Genomic DNA, 17198 nt, shown 5'->3' with positions numbered 1-17198 from the left:
ACTCAACTTGTTCAACGTACAAGAGGAGCTCCCGTGGACATCGTCATCACCGGCTACGGCGCGGTCTCACCCTTCGGCCACGGCGTCGCGCCGCTCTGGGACGCCCTGGTGGCCGGTCGCTCCGGCGTCCGCGCCCTACACCGCGACGGAGCGCTCTGGGAACAGGTGCCGATCCGGGTCGGGGCCGATGCCGCACTCGACGCCGAGGGGTCGCTCGGGCGGGTCCGTGCCAATCGCCTCGACCGCAGTCAGCAGCTGGCGCTCGTCGCCGCGGACGAGGCCTGGGCCGACGCCGGTGCCCCCGCGGTGGAGGGCGACCGCCTCGCCGTGGTGATCGGCACCGGGATCGGGGGAGTGGAGACGCTCCTCGACGCCCACGACGTGCTCGGTGCGTCCGGTGCCCGGCGGGTCTCACCGCGCACGGTGCCGATGCTCATGGCGAACGGTGCCGCCGCGCAGATCAGCATCGCCTACGGGGCGCGGGGCGGCGCCTACACGACGGTGTCGGCATGTGCCTCCGGTGCGGAGGCCATCGCCACCTCCGCGCGACTCATCGCCACCGGTGAGGCCGACGTCGTCATCACCGGCGGGACCGAGTCCGCCGTCACCCCGGTGACGATGGCGTCGTTCGCGCAGTCGCAGGCCCTCGCGAAGCCCGACGGCGACGACCCGACGACCCTGTCCCGGCCGTTCGACGCCGACCGCCGCGGCTTCGTCCTCGGTGAGGGCGCCGGCATCGTCGTGCTCGAGCGCGCCGAGCACGCCGCCGCCCGAGGGAAGCGGTCGCACGGCACGCTCGCCGGGTGGGGGATCACCTCGGACGCGCACCACATCACCGCACCGCTGGCGGACGGCAGCGAGCAGGAGCGGGCCATGCGCGCCGCGATCCGGATGGCGGGCCTCACCGGCGCCGACGTCGACCACGTGAACGCGCACGCCACCGGCACCCCGGTCGGCGACGTCGGCGAGGCGGCCGCCATCAGCCGTGCGGTGGGGACCGGAGCGCTGGTCACCGCTCCGAAGAGCGCCATCGGGCACATGTTCGGCGCTGCCGGCGCGGTCGAGGCGATCCTGACCCTGCGGGCGCTCGAGACCGGGACCGTGCCACCGACCCTGAACCTCGACCGGCTCGACCCTGCGGTGGACCTCGACGTCGTCTCCGGCACCGCCCGGACCGCGCCGCTCCGTGCCGCGTTGAACAACTCGTTCGGGTTCGGCGGTCAGAACGCGTCGCTGGTGTTCACCGCGGCGTGAGCTCCTGCAGGCCGGTGACCCGGAGCAGGTCGAGCTTCGCGGCGTCCTCGGAGCCCGGGACGACCGTGTAGACGACGATCCGCAGGTCACCGCCGGGGACGCTCAGCACGTCGCAGTCGATCTCCACCGGCCCGACGGGCGTGTGCACGACCTTGCGGCTCGCGCGGTGCTCGGCGATCCGGCCGGTCTCCCACCGGCGGGCGAACTCGGGGGACTCCCGCAGCAGCCGTTCGACCAGGTCCGCCAGGTCACGGTCCGCCGGGTAGCGCCCGTACGCCTGCCGCAGGTCGGCGGCGAGGTCGCTCGAGAACTCCTCCTGGTGCTCGTCGTCCCAGTCCACCCCGTCGCGCTCCTGCGTGAAGTGCCGCCAAACCAGGTTGCGATCGAGCCCGACGTACCGCGAGGGGTCGCCGTTCATCGCGGCCCACAAGTCGTTCCAGAGCACGATGTCGTGGGTCGCCGTGAACACCGCGAGCGGCACGTCGCCGAGCCGGTCGACCAGCCGCTGCACGCCGGGCGTGATGTGCCGCGGCACGACCTGACGCGACGGCGGGGCGACGCCGGCCACCCGGCACAGGTGGTCCCGCTCCTCGGACGACAGCCGGAGCGCCGTCGCGAGGGCGCCGAGCAGCTGCGGCGACGGGTTCGTCGCCCGGCCCTGCTCGAGGCGGACGACGTAGTCGACGCTCACGCCCGCCAGCGCGGCGAGCTCCTCGCGACGGAGGCCCGGGGTCCGTCTGCCGGGGCCGGCCGGCAGGCCGACCGCCTCGGGACGCACCCGGTCGCGCCAGGAACGCAACACGTTCGCGAACTCGCTCATGTCCACCATCATCGCCCCGCGCCTCCAGTCCGTCCTGGTACTGCCGGTCCCACCGTCGCACCGTGCCTGGGGGAGCCGGGCTGGCGGGGGCAGGCTGGGCGCATGACAACGACACTGATCACCGGGGCCAACCGCAGCCTCGGACTCGAGACCGCACGCCGACTGCTCGAAGCCGGCCACACCGTGTACGCCGGCATGCGCGACCCGGCCAGCGGCGACGACGCCCGCGCACTCGGCGCCCACGTCGTGCAGCTGGACGTCACCGACCAGGCCAGCATCGACGCGGCGATCGCGACCATCCCCGAGCTCGACGTCCTCGTGAACAACGCCGGGATCCTCGGCACCTCGTTCGGGGTCGACGACCTCGACGCGAGCGCCATGGCGACCGTGCTCGACACCAACGTCACCGGCATCGTCCGGGTGACCCAGGCCGCGCTGCCCCTGCTGCGACGTTCGGCGGCACCCGTCATCGTGAACGTCTCGTCGGGGGTGGGGTTCCCGCGCTGGCTGACGACACCGGGACACGACGAGTACGGGGTGCCGGCGGTGCCGTACGCGGCGTCGAAGGCGGCCGTGATCGCGTTGACCGTGCAGTACGCGAAGAACCTGCCCGGGTTCCGGGTGAACGCGAGCGACCCGGGCTACACGGCGACGGAGTTCAACGGGTTCGGCGGACACCAGACGATCACCGAGGGCACCGACGCCACGGTCATGCTCGCGACGATCGGCACCGACGGGCCGACGGGCGAGTTCCACAACCGCGAGGGCCGCATCGAGTACTGAGGGCAGCGCTGCGTGTGCACCCGCGCCCCGTCAGTCGTGCACGTCGGCGCCGAACCCCGGCCCGGGACGCATCATCCAGCCGTCCGGATCGGGCAGCGGGCGGAACCCGAACCGCTCGTACAACCCGTGTGCGTCCGCGGTGAACAGGGCGAAGCGCTTCAGGCCGAGCGGCTCGACCGCCTCGGTCACGCCGCGCACGAGTGCGACCCCGACACCGCGGCCCCGGGCGTCGGGGTCCACGAACACGTCGGCGAGCCAGCCGAACGTCACGCCGTCGGTGATCACGCGCGCGTAGCCGAGCTGCGCGCCGCTCGTCGCGTCGTACACGCCGAAGTTCCGGGAGCCGGCGATGATCGCCTCCTGTGTCGCCCGGTCACGGCCGCGGGCCCAGTACGACTCCTCGCTCAGCCAGCGGTGCACGCGGTCGACGTCGAGGTCTTCGGGGTCGGCGGAGAAGCGCAGATCGGTCACGTGACGAGTCAACCGGCGGACGCGCCTGCGGCGCAACGGCCGATCGGGGTGCGGTGGACCGCTCGCGTGGCCGGGTGGTCGGGTGGCCGTCGGCCTGGAGGCCCGTGGGGACCCCGACGCGCGGGTCGCGGCTGGCGGTCGGTCGCGCTGGTCCGACGTCGGGCAGCCATCGTCCGGGGTCCGGGGTCCGGGGTCCGGGGTCCGGGGTCCGGCGTCGGGCGTCCTTCGTCCGGCGTCTGTCAGGATGGCCGCATGCGCGCCGTCCAGTACGCCCAGTTCGGTTCCGTCCCCTCGATCGTCGACCTGCCGGAGCCCGTGGCCCCGGACCACGGTGTCGTCGTGCGGGTGGCTGCTACCGGTGTCTGTCGCAGTGACTGGCACGCGTGGAAGGGCCACGACGACTCGGTCCGGCTGCCGCACGTGCCCGGCCACGAGTTCGCCGGTGTCGTCGCGGCGATCGGGGCGGGCGTCCAGCGTTTCGCCGTCGGCGACCGGGTCACGGCACCGTTCGTGTTCGCCTGCGGGACCTGCGCCGAATGCCTCGACGGCGCGACCCAGGTGTGCACCGCCCAGCAGCAGCCCGGGTTCGACCTGCAGGGTTCGTACGCGGACTCCCTGGTCGTCCCGCACGCCGACCTGAACCTCGTCGCGCTGCCCGATGCCGTGGACTTCGCGGTGGCGGCGGCGCTCGGCTGCCGATTCGGCACCGCGTTCCACGCCCTGCACGCCCGAGGGCGCGTCGCCGCAGGGGAGTGGGTCGTGGTCTACGGCTGCGGGGGAGTCGGGCTCTCCGCGGTCATGGTCGCCGTGGCCGCCGGCGCGCACGTCGTCGCCGTCGACGTCTCCACGGCCGCACTCGAACGCGCCGCCGCCCTCGGCGCTGACACCGTGCTGATGGACGACGATGCCGTCACGACGGTCCGATCCCGCACGGGAGGCGGAGCGCACGTCTCGCTCGACGCCTACGGCAGCCGTGCCACCTCCGTCGCCGCCGTGGCGTCCCTGCGTCCGCGCGGTCGGCACGTGCAGGTCGGGCTGCTCCTCGACGACGAAGCCGCTCCGGCGATCCCGATGGGCCGGGTCATCGCGGACGAACTCGAACTGCTCGGCAGCCACGGGGCAGCGGTCGGGGAGTACGGCGCGATGCTCGACGCCATCGTGGCCGGGCGGCTGCGTCCGGAGGAGACGATCGGCCGCACGATCGGCTTCGACGACCTGCCCGAGGCGCTCGTCGCGATGGACCGACCAGCGACGTCGTCGGGCATGACCGTCGCGGTGTTCTGAGGCTCGGAGCGTCCCGTCAACCCTCGGTCCGCGCGTCCGCGCCCCGGCGGATGCGGAGCACGACCGCGCCGATGACGAGCACTGCCAGGATCCCGACGACCCCGAACAGGAGTGCCGGGCCGCCGTGGCCGTGCGCGTGCGTTCCGGCACCCGTGTTCGGTGCGGCTCCCGCTGCCGCTGCCGCTGCCGACGGTTCCGAGGATGATGTGGGCGCGGTCGTCGGGCTCGTCGTCGTGGGTGAAACGGTCGGAGATGCGGCCGGTTCCACCGAGAACGCGAGCTGCCCCTCGATCGGATGGCCGTCAGGGGAGACGTACCGCCAGACGAGGGTGTGCGGGCCGGGGGAGAGCGACACCGCCTTGGACATCGAGGTGCCGTCGACGGCCACCGCTCCGGAGGACTCGTCGGTCCCGCCGTCGCCCCGGACCTCGATGCGCAGACCGGCTTCGAGCCCGGCAAGCGGCGCCTCGCTGAAGCTGAGTGTCACTCGCTCAAGGTCGGCAGCCACGGTGGCGCCGTCCGCCGGATCACTCGATGTCAGTGCTGCGTGCGCCGATGCAGGTGTCGTGCCGATCAGCACGAGGAACGCGGACAGGGCGACGGCGAACAGGACCCGGGGTGTCACGGTTCGTGAGCGGCGTTGGTCATCTCGGTGATCGTGCACGGGTCCACGCTAGGGAAGTGATGTCGAGCGTCCCGTCAGCCGAGCGGGCCTCGCAACGTCTCAGTTGACATAATATGCATTATCGGCGCTCCGGCGGACGCCCCGTACGACGCTTCGTGAGCAGAAAAGGTCGAGTCCGCTGTACGAACTCGACCTCTTCTGCTCACTGGATGACGACGGTGTCAGTCGGCGGGCTTCGTCGGGACGTCGTCGGCGTCGATCTCGAGCGCCGCCGGCTCGCCGCCCTGTTCCTCCAGGGTGTCCTGGTCGGTGTCGGGCTGCTCCGGCGACTCGCTCTGGGTGGTCTCTTCGGCTGGGTCAGGCTGGCTGTAGCTCATGCGCCGGACGGTACGCCCGCGTTCCTGAACAGCTGCAAGCTCGGCCCCCGAGGCGCCTGGTGAGCAGCAATGGTCGAGTCCATCCGCTGGACTCGACCATTGCTGCTCACGATGCGAAGCGCACCACTCACATGTTCGAGAGCGCCACCGCGTTGATGATGAAACCGATCACACCGATGACGATGGCGACGATCGACAGGATGACGCCCGCCGTGATCATCCCGCGGCTGCCGCCACGCTTGCGCGCCGAGATGCCGAGTACGAGGCCGACGATGCCGCCGATGACACCGACGATCGGCACGAACAGGCCCACGAAGGTCCCGATGATGCCGAGCACCAGGGAGACGATGGCGAAGGTGTTCGACTGCGCGGGCGCGTTGCCGGGGTTGGACATGGTGGAGCTCCTTCTGGTCAGGACGCCGATCCAGGCCGGGTAGCCGATCGTGAGCGTCAGTCAGGACGGTAGTCCTCACACACGGCTGGTGCCCAGATTCGCCGTCCGAGCCTGTCCCCCGACTCAGGCTCCGACGTACGCCGCGAGGTGCTGCCCGGTCAGGGTCGACCGCGCCGCCACGAGTGCAGCGGGCGTCCCCTCGAACACGATCCGTCCACCGTCGTGCCCGGCGCCCGGCCCGAGGTCGATGATCCAGTCGGCGTGCGCCATCACGGCCTGGTGGTGCTCGATCACGACGACCGTCCGGCCGGCGTCGACGAGCCGGTCGAGCAGGCCGAGCAGCTGCTCGACGTCGGCCAGGTGCAGGCCCGCGGTGGGCTCGTCGAGCACCACCACGCCGCCCCGGTCACCGAGGTGCGTCGCGAGCTTGAGCCGCTGCCGCTCTCCCCCGGACAACGTGGTGAGCGGCTGGCCGATCGTCAGGTACCCGAGCCCCACGTCGGCGAGCCGGGCGAGGATCGTGTGGGCGGCCGGCAGTGCGGACTCCCCCACTGCGAAGAACGCCAACGCGTCGGCGACGGACATGCCGAGCACCTCGCTGATGTCCTTCCCGCCCAGGTGGTACCCGAGCACGGACTGGTCGAACCGCTTGCCGTCGCACTCGACGCAGGGGCTCGCGACGCCCGCCATCATGCCGAGGTCGGTGTACACGACACCGGCACCGTTGCACGCCGGGCAGGCGCCCTCCGAGTTGGCGCTGAACAGTGCGGGCTTGACGCCGTTGGCCTTCGCGAAGGCCTTCCGGATCGGCTCGAGCAGGCCGGTGTAGGTCGCCGGGTTGCTCCGCCGTGACCCACGGATGCCGCTCTGGTCGATGGCGACCACGTCGTCGCGCCGGGCCAGCGACCCGTGGATGAGCGTGCTCTTGCCCGAGCCGGCGACCCCCGTCACGACGGTGAGCACCCCGGTGGGGACGTCCACGTCGACGTCGTGCAGGTTATGGGCCGAGGCGCCGCGGATCGCGATCGCCCCGTCCGGACGACGGACCTCGGACTTCACGGTCACGCGGTCGTCCAGGTGCTGACCGGTCACGGTCCCGCTCGCACGCAGCCCGTCGACGGACCCCTGGTAGCAGAGCGTCCCACCGCCGGAACCGGCACCGGGTCCGAGGTCGACGACGTGGTCGGCGATCGCGATGACCTCGGGCTTGTGCTCGACGACCAGGACGGTGTTGCCCTTGTCGCGCAGCCGGACGAGCAGCTCGTTCATCCGCTCGATGTCGTGCGGGTGCAGCCCCGTGCTCGGCTCGTCGAAGACGTACGTGACGTCACTGAGCGAGGAGCCGAGGTGCTTCACCATCTTCACGCGCTGCCCCTCTCCCCCGGACAGCGTGCCGGTCGGGCGGTCGAGCGACAGGTAGCCGAGGCCGATCTCGACGAAGGACTCGAGCAGGTCGCGGAGCCCCTCGAGCAACGGCCCGACCCCCGGGTCGTCCAGACCCCGCAGCCAGGCGACGGCGTCGGTGATCTGCATCGCGCAGACGTCGGCGATGCTGCGGCCAGCGATCTTCGACGAGCGGGCGGTGTCGTTCAACCGGGTCCCGTCGCAGGCCGGACACGTCGTGAAGGTCACCGCACGGTCGACGAACGCCCGGATGTGCGGCTGCATCGCCTCGCGGTCCTTCTGCAGGAACGATCGGCGGACCCGGTGCACGAGCCCCTCGTAGGTCATGTTGATGCCGGCGATCTTCTGCTTCGTCGGTTCGCGGTACAGGAAGTCCTGCCGCTCCTGCTCCGTGAAGTCGCGGATCGGGGTGTCCCGGTCGAAGTAGCCCGACTCGGCGTACAGCCGCACGTTCCACCCGTCGGTCCCGTACCCGGGGATCGTGAGGGCGCCGTCCCCGAGCGACTTCGTGTCGTCGAACAGCTGCGTCAGGTCGATGTCGTTCACCAGCCCCCGGCCCTCGCAGTCCGCGCACATGCCGCCGAGCCGCGTGAACGAGACCTTCTGGGCCTTCGCGTCCGCACCCTTCTGCACCGTGATCGCTCCCCCGGCCGTCACGGTGGCGAGGTTGAACGAGAACGCGTTCGGCCCCCCGATGTGCGGCTGACCGAGTCGGCTGAACAGCACGCGCAGCATCGCGTTCGCGTCCGTCGCGGTGCCGACGGTGGAGCGCGGGTCAGCGCCGATGCGCTCCTGGTCGACGACGATCGCGGTGGTCAGGCCGTCGAGCAGGTCGACGTCCGGGCGCGCGAGCGAGGGCATGAACCCCTGCACGAACGCGCTGTAGGTCTCGTTGATCATCCGCTGCGACTCGGCGGCGACGGTGCCGAACACGAGCGAGCTCTTGCCCGAGCCGGAGACCCCGGTGAACACCGTGAGCCGCCGCTTCGGCAGGTCCACGTCGACGTCGCGCAGGTTGTTCGCGCGGGCACCCCGTACCCGGATCCGGCCGTGCCGGTCGGCAGGGTGCGCGTCGGCGCCGGTGGGGTCGTCGTCGACCGGATCGGTGTGCATGCGGGTCAGCGTACCGACGGGAGGCCCGTGGCGGGGCCGCCACGGGCCTCCCGTCCGGTCCTGGGTCGGCCGTCAGGCCGCGGTGCGGTGTTCAGGCGCCGTGACGGCGCACCAGGTCCGGCAGCTCGGCGGGTTCGAACTCCTCGTCGGTCGCGTCGAGTTCGTCGGCGGTCCACCACCGCGAGGCGAGGATGTCGACGCGCTCGTCGTCGGTCCACTCGGCGTCCGACAGCTCGAAGCCGGGCGTGCGGACGACGTAGAACTCGGCGTGCCCGCGGTCGTGGTCGGCGAGGTCCCACTCGACCGTGAAGTCCCAGGACCACACCGGCTCGCCGGGTTCGTCGATGACGATCCCGGTCTCCTCGCGCAGCTCGCGGATCGCGGCGTCGCGGTGTGACTCCCCCGGGTCGACCCCACCACCCGGCGTGATCCAGCGGTGGGCGCCGTCCGACGAGGGCGAATTCGTGTCCATCAGGAACACGCGGCCCTCGGGGTCGAGCAGCAAGATGCGGGAGGTGCGGCGCAGGCCGGGCTTGGCGGTCACCCGCCCGACGTTAGCCGACGAAGCCGCTGACGTCGCCGACCAGCTTGGTGTGGTCGGCGGGGATCGGCTCGACGGCGGCGAGGGCGATCTCGGCCGCGAACTCGGACACGCTGTAGAGCTTGCCGACCTCCTGCCGACGACCCTCGATCGCGCCGGGGTTCAGGCGGTTCAGCAGCGTCGCGGTGATCGTGCCCTCGATCATGTCGCCGGAGACGACGACGAACTCGATGCCGGCGGCCTCGAGCTGCGGGATGAGCTCACGGAGGGCGAGTTCTCCGGCACGCTTGCTCTTGGCGACCGGGACGTACTCGTCCATCGTCTCGGCAGTCTCGACGAAGTGCGCCTGGTGGCTCGTGACGAACACCACGCGGGAGCCGGCGGGCATGTGCGGCACGGCGGTCTGCAGCATGTCGACCTGGGCGTCGCGGTTCAGGCGGAGCGCGTAGTCCTCGCCGACGCCGGACTCCATGCCGCCCGACGCGTTCAGCACGAGCAGGTCGATGCCGCCCCACTCCTGGACGACGGTGTCGACGAGGGCCTGCACGGAGTCGTGCTCGGTGAGGTCGGCGCCGACGGCCAGGGCGGAGCCACCGGCCTCGACGATCTTCTCGGCGATCTGCTCCGCGCGCTTGGCCTTGTTGCGGTAGTTCACGACGACCTTCGCACCGGCCTCGGCGAGGTACCCGACGGTGTCGGCGCCGATGCCACGGGACGAACCGGTGACGACGGCGCGCTTGTCGGTGAGGGATCCGGGGGCGAGGGGGTTGCTCACAGTCGTGTTCTCCAGGTCTGGTTCCGGCCGGTCGGGCGCACCGAGCCTACCAATCGCCTGCACGACCGTCGGACGGCCCTGATATGTTGAACGGAGTTGTACCGGCTGTCGCGACGCAGCGAGCCGCCGCGCGCGACCGAGGGAGGGAGATCGCGTGAACGGAATCGATTGGATCCAGAGCACCGTCTGGATCGGCCTGGTGTTGCTCCTGGGCGTGGTCGAGATCTTCACCCTCGACTTCATCTTCATCATGCTCGCGGCGGGTGCCGCCGGCGGGTTGATCGCCGCGTTGCTCGGCGCCCCGTGGTGGCTGTCCGCCATCGTCGCCGCGGTGGCCGCCCTCGTGCTGCTGTCGCTCGTCCGACCGCGACTGCTCGTCGCGCTCGGCCGCGGTGCCGACCCGCACCGCACCAACGTCGAGGGGCTCATCGGGCTCGCCGGCACGGTCGCGGTCGCCTTCACCTCCTCCAGTCCTGGTCAGGTGCGCCTGGCCAACGGCGAGACCTGGAGCGCGCGGTTCGCCGCGGGCTCCGTCGACCGCACACCGCCACTCGGGACCCCCGTGGTCGTCGAGTCGATCGAGGGGTCGACCGCGGTCGTGCGCCTCGCAGAAAGGGCCACCTCGTGACCAGCATCTCCCCGGGGACGATCGCACTGCTCGTGCTCGTCCTCGTCGTCGTCATCTTCGTGATCGTCGTCCTGGCGAAGGCGATCCGGATCGTCCCGCAGGCCACCGCGGGCGTCGTCGAACGACTCGGCAAGTACCACAAGACCCTCAACCCGGGCTTGAACCTTCTCGTCCCGTTCATCGACCGCCTGCGGCCGCTGCTCGACATGCGTGAGCAGGTCGTCTCGTTCCCGCCGCAGCCCGTGATCACCGAGGACAACCTGGTGGTCTCGATCGACACGGTCGTCTACTTCCAGGTGACCGACGCCCGCGCCGCCACGTACGAGATCGCGAACTACCTCGGCGCCGTCGAGCAGCTCACCACCACCACGCTCCGCAACGTCGTCGGTGGCCTGAACCTCGAAGAGGCCCTGACCAGCCGCGACAACATCAACGGCCAGCTCCGCGTCGTCCTCGACGAAGCCACGGGCAAGTGGGGCATCCGCGTCGGCCGAGTCGAGCTGAAGGCGATCGAGCCGCCCGTGTCCATCCAGGACGCCATGGAGCAGCAGCTCCGTGCCGAGCGCAGCCGACGTGCCGCGATCCTCCAGGCCGAGGGAACCAAGCAGTCCCAGATCCTCGAGGCCGAGGGGCAGCGACAGGCAGCGATCCTGGCCGCCGAGGGTGACGCCAAGGCACAGGTGCTCCGTGCCGAGGGTGAAGCCCAGGCCATCGCGACCGTGTTCGAGGCCATCCACACCGGTGACCCGGACGAGAAGCTGCTGTCCTACCAGTACCTGCAGACCCTGCCGAAGATCGCCGAGGGCACGTCGAACAAGCTCTGGATGATCCCGAGCGAGTTCACCGAGGCCCTGTCCGGCATCGCGAAGGGCTTCAGCGCCAGCCGCGGTGGCGGCGCCGGTCCGGTCGCCGGCGGTGCCGGTGGCACGGACTTCCTGTCCCGCATCTCGAAGCTCGCGAACGAGAGCCTGGCGAACACCGCAGCCGCGGACACCACGATGCCGCGTGCGGACGCCACCGCCGCGGACATCGTTCCCGAGTCCGACCTCGACGCACGCCTGGCCGAGTCGAACCGCAGTGTCGACGCGCACCTCGCGGCCGCCGACGACGCGACCGCTGAGCAGGTCGAGGACACGCCGCCCACGCCGGGCGACGACGCCTCCGGTCACCGCACCAGCGACGGCTCCGGTCGGCGCTGACGCTCCGGCACCAACGAACGACGACGCCCGCCCCGGGGAACCGGGGCGGGCGTCGTCGTGTGGTCGGTGGTGTCAGGCGCCGCGTCGTGCGCGGAGGACCTGCAGGCGCTCTTCGAGGAGCTCCTCGAGTTCCTCGCGCGAGCGGCGCTCGAGCAGCATGTCCCAGTGGGTGCGGGCTGCCTTCACGTCCTCTTCGGCGACCTCGACGGGGATCCCGTCGTCGCCGAGCAGGCGGCCCTCGCGACCGGAGCGCGGCTCCGACCAGGTCTGGGGGACGTCCGCATCGGCCGAGAAGACGATGTCGAACGTCTCACCCGAATCCGTCTGGTAGACCGCGCGCTTGCGATCTGAGAGCTCGACGCCCTCTTCGCTCTGGAGACTCTGACTCCCGAGCCGCATGCCGCGGAGACTCCGATCAGCCATGTGTGTGCTCCTCTCGCTCGTCTGCCCTCCACAACACTGTCCCACGCCCCATCAATCCCGTACCGGCGCATTCACAGTCCGTTCCCAGTGGCTGGGCGCGGCGTGCCCGATCAGGAGCGGGTGCGACGACCCCAGGGCGCGCAGGCGAGGAGCACGAGGAGCCCCCCGAGGGAGAGCAGGAGCGTGATCAAGCCGGACAGGATCGACGCGGGGGTGGTGGATGTGCCGAGCGGCACGTCGGTCACCATCGACGTCGCGGTGTACTCCGGCACCCGGTCGATCGTGCGGCCGCTCGGGTCGATGACCTGCGACGCTCCGACGGTCGAGATGTTCACCAGCGACCGACCGGTCTCGATGGCCCGCATCCGCGCGATCTCGAGCTGCTGCAGGTTCTCGTCGGTGCCCGAGAAGTCGGCGTTGTTCGTCTGCGCGAGGATCACCTGCGCTCCCCCGCGCACCATGTCGGCGGTCAGACCGTCGTCGACGATGTCGAAGCAGATCGAGATGCCGGCACGGATGCCCGCGACGGAGAGCACGTTCGGCTTCGTCCCCGGCGTGTAGTCGCGCTGCAGCAGACCGATCAGCGACGGTGCGAGCTTGGAGAAGAACCAGCGGTCGGGCACGTACTCGCCGAACGGCACCGGACGCTTCTTGTCGTAGGACGACTGCCAGCCGTCGGCGGTCCACACGAACGACGTGTTGTGCAGCACCCCCGACGGGGTCTGCGTGATGGCACCCGCGACGATCGGGGCGTCGAGCGAGTCGACCACCGAGTCGAGGGCGGACGCGATGACCGGCTGCTGGCGCGGGTCGTACTCCGCACCGGCCTCGGGCCAGACGACGAGGTCCACACCCTTCGCGTCCACGTCCGTCGCCGCGACCTGCGCCGCCAGGACGTCGCCGGGCTCCGCACGGTCGAAGTACCCTGCGGGACCGTTGCCCTGCACCGCCTCGACCCGGATCGTGCCGCTCGTCGCCGTCGGCCACGCCGGCACGGCCAGGACCGCCGCGACGAGCAGACCCGCCGTGGCCACCCGCACGGGCAGCCGAAGCGTCACGCCCGGCACGCGGGGTGCCACGAGCGCGAGCGACACCACGACCGCGACGCAGTACACGACGATGAACGTCAGCCCGAGGACGCCGACGTACGCGGCCAGGTGCGTGAACGGCCCCTGCGACTGCGACAGGCCGACGCGCCCCCAGGCGAAACCGCCGTACGGCCAGCTCCCCGAGAACCACTCGCGTCCGGTCCAGAGTGCGGCGACGACGGCCGGGAGGCCCCACACGCGTCCGGCGGTCGAGGGCAGGACGCGTGCGACCCAGCGGTACGCCAGGGCGATCGCGACGCTGCCGAGCGCGAAGAACGCGGCTTCGAGCAGGGCGAGTGCGAACCACGGGACCGGGCCCAGGTAACGACCGGCCCACGAGATGGCCGGGATCCAGAACGCCGCGCCGGCGAGGTAACCGATCCACGCCGCACGCGGCGCCCGCTGCCCCATCACCGCGAGCAGCATGCAGGCGAGTGCCGGGTAGGCGAGGAACCACCACCCGGGCGACGGGAACGCGAGGGCGAAGAGGATCCCGCCGATGACGGCCAACGGCACTGCGGTGCCCAGCGGCAACGCAGCGATCGGGCCGGTCGCGACCGCCCCGCGGCCGACGGGAGCGGGCAGCCCGCGCACACTGGTCTCCGGAACCGGCACCGGGCCTCCTGTCAGACCGCCGCGTAGGCGACGATGCCGCGGCGAACCGCGTCCGTCGCCCGTCGGGCGGTCTGGGCGAGTTCGTCGTCGCCGGCGTTCCGGATCTGGTCGAGCAGGTCGATGACCTGCTTCGACCAGCGCACGAAGTCACCGGCCGGCAGGTCGAGGGTGCGGAGGACGTCGTCGAGGGCCGAACCCGAGGCCCAGCGGAACATGCCGACGGCCATCGCCGGGGTCGGGGGCTGCGAACCGGCCAGGCGCGCCGCACGCTCGATGTCGTCGAGGCGCGACCAGATCGTCAGTGTCTCGTCGAGCGCGGGGCGGAACGCACCGCGGGGCAGGGCGTGCTCCGTGCCGGGCGCGTCCTCGCGGCGGGGCTGGTAGATGATCGTCGCGGCCATGGCGGCGAGCTGTGCCGGGGTGAGGTCCTTCCAGACCCCCGCCTCGAGGCACTCGGCGACCAGCAGGTCGCGGTCGCCGTAGATGCGCTGCAGGCGACGGCCACCCGCGGCCACCGTGGCTTCACCGTTGCCGGCGTCCACCAGGTAGCCGAGCTCGAGCAGGACCTCGGTGACGCGGTCGAACGTCGTGGCGACGGCGCCCGTGCGGGACCGGATCTGCTGGACGAGCTTGTCGTTGGCACGCTTGAGCTTCCACCAGCGCTCGGACCAGCGGGCGTGTGCCTCGCGTTCCGGGCAGGCGTGGCAGGGGTGGCGCTGCAGCTGGCGGCGGACCGCCGTGATCGCGGACTGGCGTTCCTGGCGGGCGCCGTGCGACGCCTCGCGACCGCCGGGCACGTTCGTGCGCTCGAGGTCGGAGAGCTCACGGCGGAGTGCCGAGTACTCGGTGAAGTCGCCGAGGTGGCACTGCATCGCCTCGCGGTAGCCGTCGAGCGATTCCTGCTGCGAGCGGACCTTGCGAGCGAGGTCGACCACCGACCGGTCGGCCTGGAACTGGGCGAACGACGTCTCGAGGACCTCGCGCGTGCGCTGCCGGCCGAACTGGTCGATCAGGTTGACGGCCATGTTGTAGGTCGGCTTGAACGACGAGTTGAGCGGGTACGTGCGGCGGCTGGCCAGCGACGCGACGGCCTGCGGGTCGAGTCCGTCGGTCCACTGGATGACCGAGTGCCCCTCGACGTCGATGCCACGACGACCGGCACGACCGGTGAGCTGCGTGTACTCCCCCGGGGTGATCGGCACACGGGCTTCGCCGTTGAACTTCTCGAGCTTCTCGAGCACGACGGTGCGCGCCGGCATGTTCACGCCGAGCGCCAGGGTCTCGGTGGCGAACACGACCTTCAGGAGCTTGCGCTGGAAGAGGTTCTCGACGACCTCCTTGAAGGCGGGGAGCAGGCCGGCGTGGTGCGCCGCGACCCCGCGCTCGAGCCCTTCGAGCCATTCCCAGTAGCCGAGGACGGCCAGGTCTTCGTCGAGCAGGGTGCGGCAGTGGTACTCCGCCGTCTCGCGGATCTCGTTGCGCTCCTGCACCGTCGTCAGGGACAGGCCCGAGCGCAGGACGTTGCGGACGCCCTGGTCGCAGCCGTTGCGGCTGAACACGAAGAAGATCGCGGGCAGGAGCATCCGCTCGTCGAGCATGTGCGCGATCTGTTCGCGGTGCACCTTCTCGGTGCGGGGCCCGCGACGCTCGGGGTAGCCACCACGACCGCGCCGGCCGCGGTGGCCGCCGCCGTTCCGCTCGCTCCGCGAACCGCCACCGACCATGCGGAGCAGTTCCGGGTTCACGCGGTTCGTCGCCGCAGCACCGCTCGAGTCGAACAGGTCGACCATCTTCGAACCGACCAGGACGTGCTGCTCCAGCGGCACCGGACGGTCTTCGGAGACGATGACGTCGGTGTCGCCGCGGACGGTCTGCAGCCAGTCGCCGAACTCCTCGGCGTTGGACACCGTGGCGCTGAGCGAGACCAGGCGGACCTCGGTCGGGAGGTGCAGGATGACCTCTTCCCACACAGCACCGCGGAACCGGTCGGCGAGGTAGTGCACCTCGTCGAGGACCACCCAGGCGAGGTCGTCGAGCAGGTCCGAGTCGGCGTAGATCATGTTGCGGAGCACCTCGGTCGTCATCACGACGACGCGGGCGCGGGGGTTCACGTTCGTGTCCCCGGTGAGCAGCCCGACCTCGGACTCGCCGTAGACGTCGACCAGCTCGGCGTACTTCTGGTTGCTCAGTGCCTTCATCGGCGTCGTGTAGAAGACCTTCGCCGTCGGCTGGCGCATGGCGAGCCAGATGGCGAACTCGGCCACGATGGTCTTGCCGGCTCCGGTCGGGGCGGCGACCAGGACGCTGCGGCCCTGGTCGAGCGAGTCGCAGGCGGCGAACTGGAACGGGTCGAGGTCGAACCGCAGGTCCGTCCGGAAGAGCTCGAGGTTGCGCGACCGGTTGCGCACCTTCGCCGCGGCGAACCGCTCGGCCGCACTCGTGCCACTCACAGGTCGTACTCCTCGTCGAGCTTCGCCTGGCGCTTCGCCAGACGGCGGTCGTGGATCCACGCGATGAAGCAGGCCGCGACGTACAGCACGGTCATCGGGATGGCCAGCAGGAACATCGAGATGACGTCAGCACTCGGGGTGACGATGGCGCAGAAGACCAGGATGCAGAGGATCGCGACGCGCCAGCTCTTGATGATCGCGGAGGCCGACAGCACCCCGACGAAGTTCAGCAGCACGATGAACACCGGCAGCACGAACGCGATGCCGACCGCGACGATGAGCTTGATGACGAAGTCGTAGTACGCCTTCGCATCGACGATCGAGGTGTCCTGGCTCGACACGAAGCTGCCGAGGATGCCGACCACGTGCGGCAGGATGTACCACCCGAAGTAGCACCCGGCGAAGAACAACGGGATCGCGGTGCCGAGGAAGCCCCAGACGTACTGCCGCTCGCGCCGGACGAGCGCGGGAACGATGAACGCCCAGATCTGGTAGAGCCAGACCGGGCTCGCGATGACGACGCCGATCGTGATCGCGATCTGCAGCTTGAGGTCGAACGCCCCGGTGATCATCGGGAAGTTCAGCTCGGCCGTGTGTCCGCCGACCTTGGCGAGCTCGGTCACCGGTGCCCGGAGCGCGTCGAGCACCCACGGGGTGAGGAACCAGCCGCCGATCGCACCGACGACGATCGCCACGACTGCGCGGAAGAGACGGTTGCGCAGCTCGATGAGGTGCTGCCCGAGCGACATGCGGCCTTCGGCGTCGGTCTTCTGGCGCCCCTGCCGCTTCGCTCGCCCGCGCGCGGTCGTCGAAGCCATGTGCTCGATCTTACGGGGTCGGGACCGACAGTCCGCCGGGCGTCGGCGCTCATCGCCGGTCTGCAGTACCTGTCCGCGCTGCCCGAGGCCGCCGACCGTGACGCCATCCGCGCGCTGATGGCCAAGCTCCTGTCTC

At 71.0% G+C, this 17198-nt stretch carries 17 protein-coding genes; 5 read left to right on the top strand and 12 right to left on the bottom strand.

What is annotated here, in order from left to right:
* The first annotated feature begins 33 nt into the window (after nucleotides 1–33).
* Nucleotides 34–1254, top strand: coding sequence for a beta-ketoacyl synthase (locus tag DEJ04_RS01710; protein ID WP_111045971.1), 1221 nt, complete (start codon nucleotides 34–36; stop codon nucleotides 1252–1254).
* Here DEJ04_RS01710 and DEJ04_RS01705 read toward each other — a convergent pair.
* On the bottom strand, nucleotides 1241–2074 hold the full coding sequence (locus DEJ04_RS01705) for a helix-turn-helix domain-containing protein (protein ID WP_181437698.1): 834 nt from the start codon (nucleotides 2072–2074) through the stop codon (nucleotides 1241–1243). The genes DEJ04_RS01710 and DEJ04_RS01705 overlap by 14 nt on opposite strands.
* 102 nt (nucleotides 2075–2176) lie before the next feature.
* Between DEJ04_RS01705 and DEJ04_RS01700 the strand changes: the two genes are divergently transcribed.
* A complete protein-coding gene (locus DEJ04_RS01700) occupies nucleotides 2177–2857 on the top strand; it encodes an SDR family NAD(P)-dependent oxidoreductase (protein ID WP_071403827.1) in 681 nt (226 codons plus the stop codon).
* A 30-nt stretch (nucleotides 2858–2887) separates the two neighbouring features.
* Here DEJ04_RS01700 and DEJ04_RS01695 read toward each other — a convergent pair whose 3' ends face one another.
* Complete coding sequence (locus tag DEJ04_RS01695; protein ID WP_111045967.1) at nucleotides 2888–3328, bottom strand: GNAT family N-acetyltransferase; 441 nt, start codon at nucleotides 3326–3328, stop codon at nucleotides 2888–2890.
* 252 nt (nucleotides 3329–3580) lie between these two features.
* Between DEJ04_RS01695 and DEJ04_RS01690 the strand changes: the two genes are divergently transcribed.
* Nucleotides 3581–4612 carry an alcohol dehydrogenase catalytic domain-containing protein gene (locus DEJ04_RS01690; RefSeq protein WP_111045965.1) on the top strand — a complete coding sequence of 344 codons (1032 nt, stop codon included), beginning with the start codon at nucleotides 3581–3583 and terminating at the stop codon, nucleotides 4610–4612.
* A 16-nt stretch (nucleotides 4613–4628) separates the two neighbouring features.
* Here the strand turns inward: DEJ04_RS01690 and DEJ04_RS01685 are convergent, their stop codons facing one another.
* The 6 genes from DEJ04_RS01685 to DEJ04_RS01665 all read right to left on the bottom strand — a co-directional run bounded on the left by DEJ04_RS01685 (nucleotide 4629) and on the right by DEJ04_RS01665 (nucleotide 9841).
* The gene (locus DEJ04_RS01685) at nucleotides 4629–5192 is read right to left on the bottom strand and encodes a copper resistance CopC family protein (protein WP_258371284.1); all 564 of its coding nucleotides are present in this window, start codon (nucleotides 5190–5192) and stop codon (nucleotides 4629–4631) included.
* 266 nt (nucleotides 5193–5458) lie between these two features.
* Nucleotides 5459–5614 carry a hypothetical protein gene (locus DEJ04_RS18305; protein WP_163343611.1) on the bottom strand — a complete coding sequence of 52 codons (156 nt, stop codon included), beginning with the start codon at nucleotides 5612–5614 and terminating at the stop codon, nucleotides 5459–5461.
* 127 nt (nucleotides 5615–5741) lie between these two features.
* The gene (locus tag DEJ04_RS01680) at nucleotides 5742–6008 is read right to left on the bottom strand and encodes a DUF4190 domain-containing protein (RefSeq protein WP_111039357.1); all 267 of its coding nucleotides are present in this window, start codon (nucleotides 6006–6008) and stop codon (nucleotides 5742–5744) included.
* A gap of 123 nt (nucleotides 6009–6131) precedes the next feature.
* Complete coding sequence (locus tag DEJ04_RS01675; protein WP_220035539.1) at nucleotides 6132–8525, bottom strand: excinuclease ABC subunit UvrA; 2394 nt, start codon at nucleotides 8523–8525, stop codon at nucleotides 6132–6134.
* 91 nt (nucleotides 8526–8616) lie between these two features.
* The gene (locus DEJ04_RS01670; protein WP_111045961.1) at nucleotides 8617–9069 is read right to left on the bottom strand and encodes an NUDIX hydrolase; all 453 of its coding nucleotides are present in this window, start codon (nucleotides 9067–9069) and stop codon (nucleotides 8617–8619) included.
* A gap of 10 nt (nucleotides 9070–9079) precedes the next feature.
* Entirely contained in the window at nucleotides 9080–9841 is a 762-nt protein-coding gene (locus tag DEJ04_RS01665; protein WP_111024422.1) for an SDR family oxidoreductase, read from the bottom strand.
* Between the two features lie 154 nt (nucleotides 9842–9995).
* Here DEJ04_RS01665 and DEJ04_RS01660 point away from each other — a divergent pair, with 154 nt between their 5' ends.
* Both DEJ04_RS01660 and DEJ04_RS01655 read left to right on the top strand, forming a co-directional pair.
* The gene (locus DEJ04_RS01660; protein WP_110863722.1) at nucleotides 9996–10469 is read left to right on the top strand and encodes an NfeD family protein; all 474 of its coding nucleotides are present in this window, start codon (nucleotides 9996–9998) and stop codon (nucleotides 10467–10469) included.
* Nucleotides 10466–11668 (top strand): SPFH domain-containing protein, encoded by a 1203-nt coding sequence (locus tag DEJ04_RS01655; protein WP_111045959.1) that lies wholly within the window; start codon nucleotides 10466–10468, stop codon nucleotides 11666–11668. The genes DEJ04_RS01660 and DEJ04_RS01655 overlap by 4 nt, the downstream gene beginning before the upstream one ends.
* Before the next feature lie 72 nt (nucleotides 11669–11740).
* Here DEJ04_RS01655 and DEJ04_RS01650 read toward each other — a convergent pair whose 3' ends face one another.
* From DEJ04_RS01650 to tatC, 4 genes are all read right to left on the bottom strand, one after another.
* Nucleotides 11741–12091 (bottom strand): RNA polymerase-binding protein RbpA, encoded by a 351-nt coding sequence (locus DEJ04_RS01650; protein WP_111045957.1) that lies wholly within the window; start codon nucleotides 12089–12091, stop codon nucleotides 11741–11743.
* A gap of 110 nt (nucleotides 12092–12201) precedes the next feature.
* Nucleotides 12202–13794 carry an apolipoprotein N-acyltransferase gene (gene lnt / locus DEJ04_RS01645; RefSeq protein ID WP_258371277.1) on the bottom strand — a complete coding sequence of 531 codons (1593 nt, stop codon included), beginning with the start codon at nucleotides 13792–13794 and terminating at the stop codon, nucleotides 12202–12204.
* Nucleotides 13795–13805: 11 nt separating this feature from the next.
* Nucleotides 13806–16244 (bottom strand): RNA helicase, encoded by a 2439-nt coding sequence (locus tag DEJ04_RS01640; RefSeq protein ID WP_111045953.1) that lies wholly within the window; start codon nucleotides 16242–16244, stop codon nucleotides 13806–13808.
* Nucleotides 16241–16993 carry a twin-arginine translocase subunit TatC gene (gene tatC, locus DEJ04_RS01635; protein WP_110863923.1) on the bottom strand — a complete coding sequence of 251 codons (753 nt, stop codon included), beginning with the start codon at nucleotides 16991–16993 and terminating at the stop codon, nucleotides 16241–16243. Before tatC ends, DEJ04_RS01640 begins: the two co-directional genes overlap by 4 nt.
* Between the last annotated feature and the right edge of the window lie 205 nt (nucleotides 16994–17198).

This window comes from Curtobacterium sp. MCLR17_044, from assembly GCF_003234435.1.
Taxonomy (GTDB): Bacteria; Actinomycetota; Actinomycetes; order Actinomycetales; family Microbacteriaceae; genus Curtobacterium; species Curtobacterium flaccumfaciens.
The sequence above is the reverse complement of the archived record's forward strand: the minus strand, read 5'-3'. Positions and strand labels throughout refer to the sequence as shown.